The following is a 16875-nucleotide window of genomic DNA, read 5'->3' as shown; positions in this document are numbered from 1 at the left end:
GCTCTTTTTTCGACGGCTTTATTCTAGTCGTTGCTCACACCGTGAAGTTGTAAGTAGTCAGCGGCCTGTTCTGACCCCATATAACGACCAAGTGTTTTTTGTGGTACTTTTTTAAGATTCACCACTATCAGTCCATCCAATGCATCATTAAATGCGGGATCAACATTAAAGCAGACCAGTTTTCCATTTAACCCTAGATACTGTCGAAGCAGTACCGGAACTCCTTTACCACTGTCTACTCTGGCGATGACACGAGAGAGAAGCTGTAAATCCCCCAATGCGGTGAGCAGGCTGGTATTCCACGAGGTGTTTTTCTTTTCTAAAGGGTTAGACGCTTTAACCACATTGGCGGTATCCAGATCATAATGATGCAGGGTCATGGTCTCAGCTAATAGTTGTCTTGCTTCATGGCTGTACTCGTTGCTAATGCTTACTGGACCAAATAGGTGAGTGTAGTGTGGATTACGATAGACAAAGCTCGCAATCCCTTTCCACAGCAGCAGCAGTGCGCTCATGCTGCGCTGATACTCTTCTGCAATAACAGAGCGCCCCATTTCAATCGCTTTACCACAGTTCATCTTATCGATAAAACGTTGGTCGTAATGAAATAGAGTGGTTGAATAAAGCCCGTCTATACCTTGGTTTTTGGTTACCACGTCAACCAAACCAAGTCGGTAGGCTCCCACCATTCTCTGATGTTTTCTATCCCAAACAAATAACTGTAAGTAGGATTTGTCGAACTCATCTACATCGAGCGCTTCTCCAGTCCCTTCTCCCACTTGGCGAAAATTTAACTCTCGTAGACGGCCAATTTCATGCATCACTGACGGAATATTTTCAGATTCAGTACAGTAGACCTCAAACTCGCCGCTAATGAGTAGCTGTGCGGTCTCTGGTAGCTTATCTATCTCTTGTAAGATGGTATCAAGAGGCATTGCTGCGGCAACGGGAGTGGCATAAGTGTCATCATTTAATGACAGGGTATTTTGTTCAGCAGAGCCGTTGAGCAGGTAGGTGTTTAATCTCAAGTAGTTAACAAGTTTTTTATCATCTAACTTGTTCACTTCTTTGAATTTAATCTGATCGCCAATGGCAATTGAGATCGCCTCATCTTTTTTATTGAGCAGTTCGCGCCCCAGCATTAATGTGCGCAGTAAAGGGTGTATTTTTTCTGCTAAATAGAAGCGTTTAGAGTTTTGACCATTAATGTACATTGGAACGGTGACCGCTCGGTTTTTACGGATAAGCGAACCAACAGAACGACTCCACTCTTTGTCTTCTAGCCGCCCCTGTTTACTGTCTACGAGCTGAGACACTTCTCCTGCAGGGAACATTAACAGTAACCCTCCTTGCGCCAAATGTTTATTGGCGGTTCGAAGTGCCTTCATATTTGCTCTTACAGCACCAGCACCTTCAAACACATCGACACCAATAAATAACTCATCCAGTTCAGGTAAGGTTTTCAAATAGTGGTTTGCCAGTATCTGTATATCACTGCGAATGGTCAGCAACATTTCTGCCAGTATGACCCCTTCTACGCCACCTAAAGGGTGATTAGCAACAATAACCGTGGCACCTTCCGCTGGAACATTATTTAGTGAGCCTCGCATTACTTGGTAGTCAATACCAAGTACTTCTAACGTAAAACGTAGAAATTGTTGGGTATCACAATCGGCAGGTCGCTGAGCATAAAGCTTATCAAGTTGGCTTAACCCTGTTGCCCATTCTGCAAAGGATTCACCTAAACCAAACGGTGTTTTTCTTGGTAAACGAAAAGGGCTGGCTGTTTGCTGCATAAATTACCTCTAAAAACATGAAATATGTTGAACTCTACAAAGCTTGATCATCAGGTTGGCGTATAAACATGTGATATTGATGAACAGAGGGTGACTTTTGTATGACACCGAGCTAAATAGAGTTACGTTCTATTCTACTTTTATTACTTTCTATTATAGACACTTGAGGAGATAGACCGAGGAAGTTGGATTTATATTACAAATTAATTGGAGGTATTTAACAAATCAGAGCCGTTGAGGGGGAATTTGCTAATGAATATATGCTGTTAAATGGGCTAAGCGCCCATTTTCTTGAGTTTAAATAATGACCTGTGCAGTTATTTAATAAAATTGACGCTTTTCTGTTTGTTAAAAAAACCGGGGTATTTTTTTCTAATGTAAATCTGTTCTTTGGTCATCCGTTTTAGATCGGGACCTTTAGATAATTGCGCGACAAGTTCACCATCATCTAAGCGTAATACTTGCCCTTTTATTTCTATCATTTCACCATCATGAAAACGGATGCTTCCGGTGATAGAGATGCCACGGGTAACCGGATGAGAGTTAGTAAATAGAATTCTTGTTCCCTGCTCTGAAATTTCGCATACCCAAAAATCGCGCCCTAATAGTTTGGCTCTGGGTCTTTCATTACGAGGATAACGTAAACGAAAGAACTCTCGTTTCTGAATTAGTTCTTCTTGTTCCATAAATTGAACATATGACTTAAAAAAATATAGGGCTGATGCTATCACATAGCAGGGTAACTTCAAGGAACAGAGAGAAGAAGCCTTTGTTTATCTGCGATGAAGAGCATTTTTTGTGATAGACACAATATGAAAGTAGAAGGATGCGAAACCACATTAGTAGCATGAAGTTTCGCAAAGTGAGAGTAATTAGTGGGGTTTCACTTAAATTACCTCGTTTAAGCGTTACTACAGATCATTTAGATAACTAATGATGCTGTTATTATCAATGATGGCGACATAGTGTCCATCATCGTCAATTACTATCCATGGAAAGCTATAGTTATTTCTGATTTTTTCGTGAATTTCACCGCTATTAATAGTGCGATGCACACGGGTTATTCTACTGTCCATCATGGCGCTGACAGGTTTGCTTAATAGGCGGTAGTCCTGTGCGGTTTCGGTATCGGTGCCTACTGATGGTGATGAGTGAAAATTGAATATCTCTTTACTGACAAAGCCGACACATGTTTTATCATTAATAACAGGTAGAGCGATGTAGTTGGTGTTATCAAAAATCTCTTTGACTTCAGCTAAGTTATTTTCGGCACTGAGGGTTGGTGGGTAGATAAACAGTTCACTGGTATCGCTGGAACATGAACCTTGTAGATCACTGAGTTTTTTAGCATAGCCTGAGTATGGGGTCAGCTCTTCAAGTGGTTTTGGTTTACTAAAATAGAACCCTTGTAAAAGGTCTACTTTTAACTCTTTTAATATTACGATCTCTTGCAGTGTCTCTACACCTTCGGCAACGACTTGAACGCCTAAAGTGTGGGCTAAGTTGGTGATCATTTTGGCTATATAGTAGTTGTGAGAGCCGACCGTAATCCCATTGACAAATTCACGGTCAATTTTTAGTAGATCAAAATTACCATCTTTTAGATAAGCAAATGATGAGTATCCGGTACCAAAGTCATCAATAGCGATTTGTACCCCTTTTGTTCTTAGCTCAAATAAAAGATCCGCATCGGTGTCTTCACTGTTAAAGTAAGATGACTCTGTCAACTCTATGGTTATAAAGGGAATCTCTTCACTATATTTGTCCAAAATCAAACACAAATCAGCAAACAGCTTCTTCAGTGGTTTGCTGCTTGCCAAAGAGATATTGATGGTTATTTCTACACTTTTACCAAAGATCTCTGCCAGTAATTGTCTTGATGAGATAGATTTCTCTGCCATCACAAGATCAAGATCGGAAATCATATTGAGATCTTCTGCTATTTTTATGATTTTTTGAGTGTCGAGAATATTTCCCTCTGTGTCTCTAAATCGGCATAAGGCTTCAAACTTTTTGATTTGCCAGTTTTCACTGGAAATAATAGGTTGAAAGAACACTTCTACATTTGAGTTCTTAATACACTCAATAGTTAGCTGCTCCAGTGTTTCTCTTTTTTTAACCTTGTCGTGCAGTGCTCTATTATAAAAACAGATATTATTATTATTATGAGAATGCTTTTCATACATGGCTTGTAGGGCGTGAGAAACAAGAGTTGCAGAACCATTTGAGTCTAGTCCTACCACGGATGTGCCAATGGTAGATCGTGATAACACATCATAAATATCGTTATCAACTTCACTTCGGATTAAATGAAAGACCGCCTTGATGGTTTCATATATCGATAGAGAGTGGGGGCGGCTAGCACTACGTTTATAGTAAATGCAAATAGAGAATGCGTTACCCCCTAGGTAACCAGCCGTGGTGAAATTATCCGGCAAACTCGATAGGGCACTGGCTATTTTTTTTCTTACTTCATGCTCTATAGTGGCATCAAGTTCGGGAGAGAAACAGAGCACCATTAAGCCGTTATTTTGCGGCAGGTTATCGAACATCTGTTTCACTTTCTCTTTGTAGTCGCTATCACTGGGTAACTGCGTTAATAGCTCAATACCACCGTGCTCCTTGCCGGCTAACCGATAAAGCTTTTTAGAGAGGTTTTTTGTCATTCCAACATAATAAACATTCTTACTTCTTGTAACGATTCGTTGAATTGAAAGCTCTTGTGGAACAATTTTGTTGCTTTTCGTTCTACTCAGAATAAGGCCTGACCAATAATTTTCGTTACTCAATTTATGCCAAAACTGATCGAAGAACTCCGAAGAGTGTTTTTTTGCATTAAAAATGTTGGTCTTTTGCCCGACTAGCTCCGACAGTTTATAGCCCGACGAGTTTTCAAAATAGGCGTTGCAAGTAATGATCTTGGTGTCTTGATCCGTGACGAGTAAACCGTGGTGTGCATTTTCAAAAAATTGCGATGCGATGGAAGACAGCTCTTCTTGAGGTGGCAATACATTTAAAAACTGTAGATAGCCAGCGGCGACATCTTTGTTAAGCATGGTGGCTGAGACAATGCATGCTGTCATTGCAAATTCATTCTGTCCTAAGCTAACTTTTACCGGAGAGGGGGAGTTTCCTTCATGGGCTGATTTTAATAAGTTAACTAGCGTCTCTTTATCTTGTTGAGAGAAGAGTAAAACAAAGTCTTCTATCGTTTTGATGTCTTTTTCAATCTCACAGGCAATTTTTAGAGCTTTTTGGTCGATCTGAAACTCGTTCGTCGCCAGTTGCCAAGTCCACGCTAAGCCTTTGCGACGAATTCTGTTTTTTTCTTTACTAGAAGCAGAAATTGTATTCTGTTCGACCATAACCACTTTCCCTTTGAGCTCGTGTTCAAATTATAGTCTACAATAATTACAATTGGAGTTATTGATCTATTTAATTGTTTCATAATAAGAAATAGCTTTATCTAATCAATAATGGGCTAATATTCATGAGCGGATAAATGAGCCCAATTTGGCCTTATTATGGTTTTGAATTTGTGTTACTTCTGCTGGTAGACGGTGGTGCGGTTTCGTCCCGCCAACTTAGATTGGTACAACGCTTTGTCGGCACGTTCGTAAGCGACCGTAATATCGGAATCATCACTTAATATGTCACTGATGCCAATACTAATGGTTATCTGGATAGGGGTCGTTTTATAGTGAGTTAACATTTGCTCTATTTTTTCACGAATACGTTCCGCTACGGGGTAAGCTTCATTCACATCGGTATCCGTTAACAATACAGCAAACTCTTCTCCTCCTACTCGCCCAAGGTAATCCACATCACGCAGTGCTTGTTGAAGAGTGGTCGCGGTATTTTTTAATACGGCATCACCCGCTAAGTGGCCATAAGTGTCATTGACGGATTTAAAGTGGTCGATATCAAGCAGCAGTAGAGTTGTCGCTTTGCAGTATCTTTTTTTGCATTTGAAGCAGTGAACGGCTCGATCAAAAAATGAGCGGTGGCTTAAAACACCGGTTAAGTAATCTAACTCAGCTTGTTGCTTTAGCTTCTCTTGTAAAAGGTGATTTTGGGTGGTATTTCTGGAGATCCATACCACAACAGCTTCGTCGTTTACTTTAAATGGCAACAGTTGAATTCGACCTTCATACCACTGGGTAGAGTCGATTTTTGAGGTGCTAGATAGTTTCTCAAAAACGTCTGGCTCAACAGAATATTGATAAACTTGAACTGTCTTCTCTTTAATTGCGCGCTGAATCACGGCATCAAACTGCTCAGTTTTGTCGTTACCAAAGACTTTATTTAAAGATTGGCGGACAAGAGCGTGTTTATTTAAGACAATGCTAGAACCATCACCACCCATTACGTCTAATATTATCCCGGATTGAGAGATAATAAAGACGCGATCTGGCAGGGTTTCTAGTATGGTTTTGTAGCCATCAAATTGGTCAGAGATTTTCATTAACTATCCGTGTCACTGCAATGTCATTATTCTACTTGTTCGAACCAATAAATTCTTCTAATGAATATGGATGTGTGGATAGCTTCAAATTATGAGTAACTGCCCTGTACTTAGCAGAGTAACCTTAATAGAGTCAGAAAATGACCGGAAAAAGCCTGTAATTAGTAAGGATAATCCCGTGCTGACTGCTAAGCCATCAATTTAGTCGTCTATAATTTATGAGAGATAACGGATAAATATAGAGGTGTGATGTTAATAGTGTACAAGTTTTTATGTTTCTCTTTATTACTGTTCACTATTAGCTTTTTCTCTTTTGCTAATCAAAAACAGCATGTCACCATTTATGGTGAATCTACTTATCGTCCTTATGCTTGGGTAGAGGATGGGGTGTTCAAAGGTATTTATATTGATGTATTAAATACGATTTTTGAGCAGATGGATGATTACCAGGTGACTTTAAAAGCCGTCCCTTGGGAGAGAGGGCTCTTTCTGCTTAAAACAGGTGACGCGTTTTCTCTTTTTCCTCCCTATTACTACCCCAACCGACGTCCATATATATCGCCTTATTCCACACCTTTATATAGAGAGAAAACGGTATTGATATGTCAAAAAAAGGTTTTTGATATAGAGCGAAATAAGTGGCCAAATGATTATTACGGATTGAGCATAGGACAGAGCAGCGGCTATTTGTTAGGAGGAGAAGCCTTTTTTGAGGCAGTGGCGAGAAATGAGATGTTCCTTTCCGAGTCTCGTCGTGCGGGGCAAAATCTACTTATGGTGGCAACAGGACGCATTGATTGTTATATCAACGATGAGTTGGTCATTAAGACCGAGTTAAATGAACTGAGTAAAGATGAACATTATCGAGCCTATTTAGATAATGTTCAGTTTGGCCCTATTATTTCTTATGAAGATAGTTTTCTTGGGTTTAGTAATGTAAACAATGAACTGTACCCATATAAAGCTCATTTTGTAGAACAGTTTAATACTCTGCTAACAGAGATGCATAAACGTGGTGAAATAGAGTTGATCATAGAAAAGCATCTAAGCGAATGGTAATTAATTTGGGGGCTGTTGATCTTTTAGTTACAAATTTTGTTTAATCAAGAAGTATATTGAGCTTGAGCAAGATGACAGAAAAATCTTATCCCACTATAAGGTAAATGGGATTTTCGTCAAAAGCGCGACGTTTATTGAAGAAATGTTGTTTATTCCTTTGTATGCTAAACAAAAAAACAAGGTTCTTGTGTGGCTGTTTTTCGATATCGTTCCTACATACTGCTCTCTTTAGTGTTATTGCCCGTCTCTTTTGCGGCTGCAACGACGCTTAAACTTGCTTATTCAGATATACAGTCTTATCCATTTCAAATGGGAAATGGTGGAAGAACCCCATTTCCTCCCGGCTTATCGCTCGATATTATTAATAAAGTCGCCAATGAGTTAGATATAAATGTCGAATACCAACGTCTTCCGGGTAAACGCGTTTTACAATATATAAAAAGCAGTAAAGTCGACGGCGGATTTATCTTTTCCTATAACCCTCAAAGAGCGAAGTACGCTAATTACCCTATGGTGAATGGTGTACCTGATCGCAGCAAACGAGTGGCAACAATAGGTTATTATTTTTATAAGTTAAAAGATCAGCCTTTTGAGTGGGACGGTATTAGCGTAAAAGGTACAGAAAAGAAAGTTGTTGGTGCCCATTTAGGATTCTCTATCGTAAAAGAGCTCAGACGCAAAAGCATTAATGTAGAAGAAGTAAAAACCACAGAACAACTTTTTCATATGCTAGAAACCAAACGTTTGCCTAGCATTGCCATTCAAGATACTACCGCCCAGTCTTACTTAAATGACAACGGAGTAGCTAATATTGAAAGAGTAGAGCCTGCAATAAAAACCAAGGATTACTATTTAACTTTTAGTGGTAAATTTGTTGCTAATAATCCCAAGTTAGTCGAAAAAATTTGGCAGAGTATTGCGACAGTTCGAGAGGATGTGATTAATACAGAGAGTAGCAAGTATGCCAGTAAAAGAGAGTAATATTGGCAGAGTAGATACGTTAGTTTTGTGGTGAAGCCAGTGTCTGTTTTTGATTTTTCTTCTCTTTATTTTTCTCCTCTTTATTTTTTGGTAACAGTTTATCTAGTGGTTGCAGCATCTTTGCTAGTTGAGTGCCATTAATTAAGTCGATATTTTTGCTAAGTGCGAGCTGTTGGGCATTAAGGGTGAACTCCCCTAAGCTGACAATCGTTATTCGATCTGCTTGCTGTGAAAGCGAGCGATTGTAATACTCTTTAACCACTTTAGTTTCAACTCTCCGTGTTTTTCTATGCTGACAATAGATTAAATGACTTTGACCAAATTTTGTCACTTCTATATCCATTTCACTTTCGCTTTCAACGTTGGAGTGAACCAGCATTTTTACTAGGTAACCTTGCTTTTGGTAATAATTAACGAGAACAGATGCAAATTCTCTTTTATTGAGATTTTTTAAATTATCTTTGGCGTTATTTTGTTGTAACTGGGCTCTGATGGCAGAAAGGATGAACCAGACAATGAAAAGAGTTACAGACGTCATTAATACAACAGGTAGAAATGTGCGTAGTCCCAGCTCGATTTGATCTGTATAGAGAGTGTTACAGAGACTGCAAACACGAGTAAAAAGTGTCGGTAATAGCCCAGTAAAAAGAGCGTAGCTTATAACAGAGCCAAGAATACATACCCACCAAAGACTGCCTGATAAGTATGATAATAAACCCGTTTTTTGTTTTTCCATTTGAGTGAAATTTATTCTTCTAGTGTCATTAGACGAAGTTAATTTCGTCATGATCCATATGCAGGGTGAATCATAAGTGAAAAGAAGAGAGATATTTTGATTTCACTACGGGTTTTGGCAAATAGTAGAAAATAAATCCGAGTGCCGTGATGCATATGGTGTTATCAAGTAATACAGCCAAATGAAACTGATGCCGAGAGAGAAAATGTAATTTTGGTTAATGTTAGCTTTATAAGCAGAGTATAAGAGTTGGTGCTTATACTCTGCTAGGTTCTAATATACTGCTAGAGAGTGGGCTGGTGGCATATGGAAATGTGCCACCAGTGATATGCCGTTAAGCGTAACCTATTAATGTCGGTAACCAGAGTACAATTCCCGGAAATGAGATAAGTACGGCGATTGTCACAACATCCGCAACAAAAAATGGCGTACATCCACGGAACACATCTTGAACAGAACATTCAGGACGAACTCCTGCCACAACAAAGCAGTTTAGGCCAATTGGTGGAGTGATGAGACAAAGCTCTGCCATTTTCACCACGATTATTCCAAACCAGATAGCGCAGCCTACCCCTGAAACCCCAAAAGCAGAATCGACCGCTGCGACATCCACGCCACCATTAAGTGCAATGATTGCGGGATATACCACTGGTAAGGTAAGCAATAGCATACCAATCGCATCCATGAACATGCCTAATACTGCGTAAGCACAAAGGATCAGCAACAGTGTTAGCATTGGGCTCTGTTCTAAGCTGACGATCCAGTCAGAGAAAGCGCTCGGTAAGTCGGCAAAGCCAAGAAAACGAACATAGATTAATACCCCCCAAATAATGGCAAAAATCATCGCTGACAGTTTGGCGGTTTCCATAAGTGAGCTCTTGAGCTCTTTCCAACGGCTACCGTGGTAGAGAGCCACAACAAGAATCAGTGAAGCGCCGAGTGCTCCAGCCTCAGTCGGTGTGCCAACGCCTCCGTAGATACAGACCATAATAATGGCAACCACAAAAAAGATCGGGAGAGCGGCGGGGAGTGATTCAAAACGTTGTTTCCAAGTATATCCTTTTACTGGGGGACCAAAATCCTTACGGGTCATGGCCAAAAATATGACTAGACCACCATAAATTAATGCCGATACAAAGCCGGGAATAAAACCGGCCATTAATAGCGCACCTACGTCTTGCTCAACGATAATGGCATAAATAACCAATATTGCTGAAGGTGGAATAAGAGAGGCTAAGGTGCCACCTGCGGCGACGACGCCAGCCGCAAAGCGCTTGTCGTAACCCAGTTTAAGCATTTCCGGAACAGCAATGCGGGCAAATACGGCGGATGTGGCGACGGACGCTCCTGATACCGCAGCAAACCCCGCGGTAGAGAACACGGTCGCAACTCCCATTCCGCCCGGTAACCAACCGACCCAACGCTTTGCAGCTTCAAACAGTGAACGAGTTAATCCGGCGTGATAGGCCAAAAAACCGATAAGAATAAATGTTGGGATCAGTGATAAGGCGAGAGATGACACTTTTGAATGAGGAATGGTTCCGGCCATTTTGAGTGCCACTAAAAAGCCGCGTTCAAAGCCGAGTTTGGCACTGAATATCCATAGTAAGCCGAGAAACCCTGCAATGGCGGCTGCAAAGGCAACCCTTACACCTAACAGGACAAACAGCAACATAGCACCGGACACCCATAGGCCAATTTCAACCCTATCCATGCTTGCCATGGCTTGTATTAGTTCTGACAAAATTAATCTCCTAGTCGTGACTGCTTACGGTTTCAGCTTCTTTGGCGGCAACTTCGGCAGCCGACTCAATTAACGGTACGGCAATCGGATACTCTGTGCCCTGTTTGAAAGCGCGTAGATACCCCCAGATTTGCAGTAGCAAACGCAGGGCAAGAACAGTAAGCGCGACAGGCACGGCCAACTTTGCAGGCCAAGTAGGCAAATTGATATCCAGTGAAGAGTCACCAATCGAAAATGCACGCCAAAAGTGCAGGTATGAGCCGTAGATAAGGATGAGAGTGACGATAAGCATTAATGAGGTAGTAATTAACTCAGTAAACCATAGCCAGCGACGACGGAGCTTTCCGACCAGAATATCCATGCGGATATGACCGCCCATTCGCTGTGTGTAGGCGATACCAAGAAAAGCGATAAAGGCCATTGCTTGTTCTACCCAGTCAACATAGCCGCTAATTGGAGCAGAGAAAAGCCAGCGACCTAGCACATTTACGGTCGCAAGCAGCACCAGTAAAAAAATGGCCATACCGCCAGCGAGATTAAGGAAAGATTCAAAGCGAAAGAACATGCGATCTGTTCTGCTTAAGACCGAACTATCTTCCAAAACAGAAGCAGTTGCAGACATATCAGTCTCCTACTTATTAAGTGATGAATAAGATATAAGGGGTTAATGGCAGCACGAGCTTGGAGTTAAAGGAGCCCAAGTCCATGGTAGCCAGCAATAGAGGCGATTTACCATTTGGCAAATCGCACAACTAACCTGTAGTGACACTATTTTTGCGCGAATAAGTTCGCGGTATAGTCGAATAGCGTTTGAGCGTCGAAGTTGCCTTTATGCTTATCAACCCACTCTTGGCGAACCGACTCTGATAACTGGTTGAGCTTATCTGTTTGTTCGGCGTTGAAAGTGACCATGGTTAAGCCTTGCTCTTTTACTGCTGCATCGTATTTAGCAGTGGTGTTTTTCTCATAGCTCTTAACGTAATAATCCAGAGCTTCGTCCACAGACCCAAGCAGAGCGTCACGATGGCTAGGTTTTAGCATCTCTAGTGCTTCAGTGTTAACAACGACAGGGCAGTTAGCTGAACCAAGGTTTAAGTTGGTTGTTGCCCAGTTCCCCACTTTATATGAGTTGGTTGCGAGGTGAGCATGGGGGGCAAATGAGGCTGCATCAATAACGCCCGAATCCATGGACTGACGTACTTCAGAGAAAGGAACCCCGGTTTTCACGGCGTCTAATTTACCAAGTACTCCCATAATGCCACCAGGGCCACGTACTCGAAGACCTTTAAAGTCATCTAACGACGTTAAGGTATCGCCCTTACTGACAATATTGTATTGCGGTAATGGCGTAGGCATTAGCAGTGTGGCGTTCCAGCGAGCTAAATCTTTCTTAACGATAGGATGTTTAAATACCTGTGAGTAGATCTCACTGACTCGTGCTAATGACACATCTTGTGAGAAAGGCAGTTCGGTTACCGTGATTGTTGGGTTTTTATCTGGATGATAAAAGGCACAAAACTGAGCCATTTCAAAAGCGCCAAATGAGATACCATCTAGGTTTTCTCGAGATTTGGATAAACCGCCATACGAGATGTTAAGGGTAAACTCACCATTGGTTTTTGCTTCTACTAGTTCAGCTAGCTTTTCCACATTTTCAGTAAAGGCGCGGCGCTTTCCCCATAGAGAAACATTCCATTCAGTGGCTGCGTTTGCCTCTGCAACCATAAAACCAGTGAGCATCATGGTCGTGATCAATGATGTTGATAGTGCTTTCATACTTTCGTCCTTGTTTATCGTTATTTGCTCTAAAATGTAGGGCTAGAGCATTTATCATTCGTCAACTACAGAGCAAAAGCTTTGCCAACAAGGCCAGTTTACAAAATAAAATTTATAATCCTTTGATTAATAGGTGCTATTTGTTTTTTTGAGATTGTAGCTAGCTTACAGGAGTGGTGAAACAAACCCATGATAAGCCAAAGTTGGCTGATTGCTGTGATGGATGCATGGATCAATAAGCCATTTTTGGCTTATTGTTTTGATGGCATCACGAGGACATCTAGCGCACTCACCGTTTTATCGTATTATTGGTGTATATTAATATTAGATTAACAGACCCGAGTTAAGCTGCATTGAATCTGGAGAGACAGGATGTCCAAAACCAGCACTAAAAAAACCTACAGTTGGATTGTGCTTTTTGCTCTGTTATTGGGGGGAATATTGGCTGTTGTGTTAATAAAAACGACAGAACAATCCCATTATCAAGAGCTACACCGTGTTGGTGAGGAGAGGTTAAACCTGTATGCCTCTACGGCAGAAGCAGAACATAAACGCTTTGATTACTTGCCTTTTATTGTTGCTCAAGATCATCAGGTGCTACAGCTATTACAAGAGCCACGTCACCCCAATGCGACAAAAGCGGTGAATAACAAATTGGTAAGTTGGCAGCAAGAGTCGAATGCCGATGCTCTTTATTTAATGAATGCTCAAGGGATCGTTGTTGCCAGCAGTAACTGGAACCTATCAACTAGCTTTATGGGCAACGATTATCACTTCCGTCCATACTTCAAACAAGCCATTAAAGGCAGCACCAGTCGATTCTTCGCCATAGGGGTAACGACGGGGCAACCGGGCTTATTTCTCTCTCGTCCTGTTTATTTTCATGAAAAAGTCGTCGGAGTTGCGGTGGTGAAAATAAACATGTCGGTACTAGAAGCAAACTGGAAAGCGGGTGGTGAGCAGGTATGGGTCAGTGATAGCGATGGGGTGATCTTCTTAGCCAGTGATCCTGCATGGCGCTACCGAAGTTTGTCCACCCTACCTGCTGATGTGATGGCGCGATTGAAAGCAGCAAAAAAATACAGTCATCATTCGATTGATGCCTTGGATCTTGAGTTCCTCTCTCCATCGCCTCAAGGAAATAAAATCATAAAGCTGTTTAATAGCGCTCATTCCAAAAGTATTCAACCCAATAGCCGTACTTACATGTTGCACCATCGAGAAATTGCTAACCTTGGTTGGAGCTTGTATTACTTAAGTGATTTAAAGGGATTAAAAGAGAGCAAAAATAACGCCATGTTGATCTCGGTGCTGGTGGCGGCGTTGTTCGCGGTTATCGGTTTGTTTGGTTTTAGTCGGATTAGACACCAACAGTTATTGGAGTGGCGAGTAACTCAACGTACCAAAGAGTTAAACAGGAGCAACGCTCAACTCAAAAGAGAAGTAGATGAGCGAATCCGGGCAGAGAAAGCACAAAGGCAGACTCATGAAGAGTTAGTGCAAGCAGAGAAAATAGGGGCATTAGGTCAGTTATCTGCAGAACTGGTCCATGAAATTAGCCAACCTCTGCAAGCGACATTGACCTTTTTGGCCAGCACAAAGCTATTGATCGAGCGCCAAGAGTACCAGCTAGCAAAAGAGAATTTAGGGGAGGTGGATAAATTGATCCGTCGCGTATCCAGTATCGTGACTCACCTTAAAAATTTTGCCAGTAAGTCTCGCGGGGTATTCGGTCGAGTCGAGCTTACTCACGTGATAAACAATGCGCTATTGATACTCAATTCAAAAATAGAACACTCTGCCGTAAAGGTTAATTGGTCTCCTGCAGAGCAACCGATTTTAGTGAATGCTGATGACATTAAGCTAGAACAGATCATTGTGAATTTAATACGTAATGCAATTGATGCGATTCAGGCATTAGAGTCGGTAGAGCAAGGTCAGATAGATATTGGCACTGTGGTGTTTGAAGACCAAGTTAAGATGACTATTCGCGATAATGGTTGTGGCGTAAGCCCGGATCATCTGCCAAGGCTATTTGACCCATTTTTTACCACTAAACCTCCGGGGGAGGGCATGGGGCTAGGTTTATCGGTTTCGTACGGTATTGTTAAAGAGTTTGGCGGACGGTTAGAAGTGACACCAAACTCGGATCAAGGCACCACATTTACTCTTACACTCTCATCTGCGGATATAACGTATGAAAAACAGTAACAACAGTATAAACAGCACCAATCATGTTCAGCCGATTAACGTTGTCTTAGTGGATGATGAAGACGCAATCCGTAAAGCCACCAAGCAGTGGTTAAACTTGGCAGGGATAGAGGTCGAAGATTACCCGAACGCTAAGGCTGCTCTTGCATCAATTACCGCAAATGGTCGTCAAATAGTGGTGTCTGATATTCGTATGCCAGAGATGGACGGCATGACATTTGCGGCAGAAGTTCAGCGCATAGATCCTGATCTTCCGGTGTTGCTCGTGACTGCCCATGGTGATGTAAGTATGGCGGTTGACGCCATGCGCACGGGAGTTTACGACTTTATTGAAAAGCCGGTCGAGCCAGACCTATTGGTGGACAGAATTCAGCGAGCGAGTGAAAAACGACGTTTGGTGCTAGAAAATAGAAATTTGCAGCGGCTGCTCAGTCAGAAGCCATCATTGGAAAGTAAGATGATTGGTCAATCTGGCGTGATGACAGCTTTGCGTCAACAAGTGCTCATGTTAGGGCAAACTCCCGTCGATACAGTAATCAATGGCGCGACAGGTACAGGAAAAGAACTTATTGCGCGTTGTCTTCATGACTTTAGTGTGCGAAGTGAGCATCCATTTGTGGCCGTGAACTGTGGTGCGATCCCTGAAAATCTTTTTGAAAGTGAGTTGTTTGGTCATGAGAAAGGCGCGTTTACCGGAGCGGAAAGTCAACGTATAGGCAAGATTGAACATGCGCACAAAGGCACTCTATTTTTGGATGAGATAGAGAGTATGCCGATCAATTTTCAGATAAAACTGCTGCGTGTACTGCAAGAGCGAAAACTGGAGCGGGTGGGCTCGAACAAAGAGATTGCATTAGATTTATGGGTGGTGGCGGCGACGAAAGAAGACTTAGCCAAAGCATCAGTTGAAGGGCGATTTAGAGAGGATCTCTACTATCGATTTAACGTGATGGAGTTGCATCTACCTGACATGAAAGATAGGCGAGAAGACATCCCCATGTTGTTTGATTACTTTGCACGTAAAGCTTCTATCCAGTTTGAGCGGGACTATTCAGAACTGGATGAACAAGAGCTAGCGCTGCTTATTGATCACGATTGGCCGGGAAACGTGCGGCAATTGAAAAATGTAGCTGAGCGTTATGTGTTAGCAATGAGTCGTTCCAGCTCTATTCGTGCCATTTTAGGCCATGAAGAGCAGCAGAACGTGACACCCGCAAGCAATAATCTAGCGGAGCGGGTGCAAGGGTTCGAACGTCAGTTAATTGTTCAAGCTCTGAAACGCCATAAAGGCAATATTCAAACGGTAACCGAAGAGCTTGAACTTCCACGCAGAACCCTTAATAACAAGATGAAGCAGTACCAGATCCAACGTCGAGATTTCTTATAATGTGAGTAGTACGCGGAAGATGGTTCAGTAAATGATGGTTTATATGAAATGTTAGTTTGGTATAGGTGAACAAAGGAATTAAATATGTGGTCTATTTCGTCAGTAAAGGTTAATTCGAAACAAGCAGTATCCTATTACGTTTGCGATGGTTTTCCATTGGAAAAAGTAAGAGGCGGTGAGAAGCAAGAGGGGCAAGAGAGCGGCCAACGATTAATGATAAATGGGTTGGGTTATATAGATATTGAAGATATCAGTTCTCAACCCGATGCGATGGGAGAGTTCGTTCTTAAGTTGAATGGACTTAGTTATCGTTACCACGAGCAAGCAAACATTCAGTTTGAGATTGAGCTAGATGGTACTTTTACCGCAACAGGGCAAGATAATCACGTATCTGGAAAACTGCATGCTATTCCAGCGGTGACGCCAGAGGTGCTGGCATTGTTTGATGAGATGATGGAGCACAAAATCGTTCCCTATCAAAACCCACCCTCAGGCACGACCAAATCGATTGAACAGTTACAACAGTTGGCAGAGCAGTACTATCCAGGTGATGCGAACGGTTTTAACTACGCTATGTGTTTATATGACTGGACCAGCCCGAGCTTTATTCGTATAGATGGACCCTGTAAATAATTCTGTGTAACTGCCATTGGTTACAAGTATTCAGTTAATCGGTCTTCGAACATAATCATAAAGCGGTTCAGCGCTTGCTTCCAGTTT

At 41.9% G+C, this 16875-nt stretch carries 13 protein-coding genes; 5 read left to right on the top strand and 8 right to left on the bottom strand.

The genetic code is table 11. The features are described from left to right. Window positions 1–23: 23 nt before the first annotated feature. From F0227_RS18765 to F0227_RS18750, 4 genes are all read right to left on the bottom strand, one after another. Window positions 24–1796: a lysophospholipid acyltransferase family protein gene (locus tag F0227_RS18765; protein WP_171754778.1), complete on the bottom strand. Its 1773-nt coding sequence runs from the start codon at window positions 1794–1796 to the stop codon at window positions 24–26. A 317-nt stretch (window positions 1797–2113) separates the two neighbouring features. Then, window positions 2114–2482, bottom strand: coding sequence for a PilZ domain-containing protein (locus F0227_RS18760; RefSeq protein WP_171754777.1), 369 nt, complete (start codon window positions 2480–2482; stop codon window positions 2114–2116). Between the two features lie 225 nt (window positions 2483–2707). Then, window positions 2708–5161: an EAL domain-containing protein gene (locus F0227_RS18755; protein WP_171754776.1), complete on the bottom strand. Its 2454-nt coding sequence runs from the start codon at window positions 5159–5161 to the stop codon at window positions 2708–2710. 176 nt (window positions 5162–5337) lie between these two features. After that, window positions 5338–6261, bottom strand: coding sequence for a GGDEF domain-containing protein (locus tag F0227_RS18750; protein WP_171754775.1), 924 nt, complete (start codon window positions 6259–6261; stop codon window positions 5338–5340). Window positions 6262–6519: 258 nt separating this feature from the next. Between F0227_RS18750 and F0227_RS18745 the strand changes: the two genes are divergently transcribed. Further along, window positions 6520–7320: a transporter substrate-binding domain-containing protein gene (locus F0227_RS18745; protein WP_171754774.1), complete on the top strand. Its 801-nt coding sequence runs from the start codon at window positions 6520–6522 to the stop codon at window positions 7318–7320. A 189-nt stretch (window positions 7321–7509) separates the two neighbouring features. Beyond that, window positions 7510–8301: a transporter substrate-binding domain-containing protein gene (locus tag F0227_RS18740; protein WP_171754773.1), complete on the top strand. Its 792-nt coding sequence runs from the start codon at window positions 7510–7512 to the stop codon at window positions 8299–8301. A 19-nt stretch (window positions 8302–8320) separates the two neighbouring features. Here F0227_RS18740 and F0227_RS18735 read toward each other — a convergent pair whose 3' ends face one another. The 4 genes from F0227_RS18735 to dctP form a co-directional block, all read right to left on the bottom strand. Continuing rightward, window positions 8321–9037, bottom strand: a complete 717-nt coding sequence (locus F0227_RS18735; protein WP_171754772.1) for a restriction endonuclease — start codon at window positions 9035–9037, stop codon at window positions 8321–8323. Window positions 9038–9371: 334 nt separating this feature from the next. After that, entirely contained in the window at window positions 9372–10781 is a 1410-nt protein-coding gene (locus F0227_RS18730) for a TRAP transporter large permease (protein ID WP_216613485.1), read from the bottom strand. A gap of 10 nt (window positions 10782–10791) precedes the next feature. Then, a complete protein-coding gene (locus tag F0227_RS18725) occupies window positions 10792–11403 on the bottom strand; it encodes a TRAP transporter small permease (RefSeq protein WP_171754771.1) in 612 nt (203 codons plus the stop codon). Window positions 11404–11549: 146 nt separating this feature from the next. After that, a complete protein-coding gene (gene dctP, locus F0227_RS18720) occupies window positions 11550–12557 on the bottom strand; it encodes a TRAP transporter substrate-binding protein DctP (RefSeq protein ID WP_216613484.1) in 1008 nt (335 codons plus the stop codon). A gap of 372 nt (window positions 12558–12929) precedes the next feature. Here dctP and F0227_RS18715 point away from each other — a divergent pair, with 372 nt between their 5' ends. The 3 genes from F0227_RS18715 to F0227_RS18705 all read left to right on the top strand — a co-directional run bounded on the left by F0227_RS18715 (window position 12930) and on the right by F0227_RS18705 (window position 16788). Next, window positions 12930–14768, top strand: coding sequence for an ATP-binding protein (locus tag F0227_RS18715; protein WP_171754770.1), 1839 nt, complete (start codon window positions 12930–12932; stop codon window positions 14766–14768). Further along, window positions 14755–16155 carry a sigma-54 dependent transcriptional regulator gene (locus tag F0227_RS18710; protein ID WP_171754769.1) on the top strand — a complete coding sequence of 467 codons (1401 nt, stop codon included), beginning with the start codon at window positions 14755–14757 and terminating at the stop codon, window positions 16153–16155. The genes F0227_RS18715 and F0227_RS18710 overlap by 14 nt, the downstream gene beginning before the upstream one ends. Before the next feature lie 84 nt (window positions 16156–16239). Beyond that, window positions 16240–16788 carry a hypothetical protein gene (locus tag F0227_RS18705; protein ID WP_171754768.1) on the top strand — a complete coding sequence of 183 codons (549 nt, stop codon included), beginning with the start codon at window positions 16240–16242 and terminating at the stop codon, window positions 16786–16788. Window positions 16789–16875 lie beyond the last annotated feature (87 nt).

It is taken from the genome of Vibrio sp. 99-8-1 (assembly GCF_013114595.1).
Taxonomy (GTDB): domain Bacteria; phylum Pseudomonadota; class Gammaproteobacteria; order Enterobacterales; family Vibrionaceae; genus Vibrio.
This window is presented reverse-complemented; position numbering and strand designations above follow the sequence as displayed.